Annotated in this window: 2 protein-coding genes; both read right to left on the reverse strand. The window is 42.5% G+C overall.

What is annotated here, in order from left to right:
• Position 1: 1 nt before the first annotated feature.
• Positions 2-247, reverse strand: coding sequence for a hypothetical protein (locus tag F8C82_RS14675; RefSeq protein ID WP_151694381.1), 246 nt, complete (start codon positions 245-247; stop codon positions 2-4).
• Entirely contained in the window at positions 234-476 is a 243-nt protein-coding gene (locus F8C82_RS14680; protein ID WP_151694382.1) for a hypothetical protein, read from the reverse strand. The genes F8C82_RS14675 and F8C82_RS14680 overlap by 14 nt, the downstream gene beginning before the upstream one ends.
• Positions 477-515 lie beyond the last annotated feature (39 nt).

Genomic DNA, 515 nt, shown 5'->3' on the forward strand with positions numbered 1-515 from the left:
TTCAATTGACTTTTTTAGATGCTTGCCTCTGCTTATCCATCTCTTGAATAGCTTTGGGAATGGCTATACCATCGTACCGGTACGTACGATTTGGATCTTCTCCAATCACGTAGTATGTTTCTGAATTCTCAAGATCGATATAGACCTCTGTTCCTGGAGTGATCTCTTGGCCTGTCAATGCGCGGTCTGTAGGTAAGCCTGAGACCGCCTCAATATCAATCTTGATTGATTTCTTAGTGATGTTCATGGTTGGTTTTGGATTTGAAAAGTGCAGAAAACTTAAGAAAGTCACGGAAGGTGGCTAAGAGAACCCCTGTAACGAATGGAATAACAAGTGATAGGTTTTGGAAAATGAATCCACCTATTGTCTCAACCCATGTTGAGACAGTGTAAGCCGCTTCCGGGCTTTTACTACATTGAGTAGCGGACGCTAGAAGCACGGCAATTGACGCAATGGCGAGGATGCTTTTCTTCATGGTTTATTAGTGAGTTGCTTGACAAATAGAGTTAGTGCA

This window comes from Phaeocystidibacter marisrubri, from assembly GCF_008933165.1.
GTDB lineage: Bacteria > Bacteroidota > Bacteroidia > Flavobacteriales > Schleiferiaceae > Phaeocystidibacter > Phaeocystidibacter marisrubri.

Bases quoted from the DNA above. Each gene is read 5' to 3' on its own strand.
- F8C82_RS14675 (WP_151694381.1), bottom strand. From the start codon at position 247: ATGAACATCACTAAGAAATCAATCAAGATTGATATTGAGGCGGTCTCA.
- F8C82_RS14680 (WP_151694382.1), bottom strand. From the start codon at position 476: ATGAAGAAAAGCATCCTCGCCATTGCGTCAATTGCCGTGCTTCTAGCG.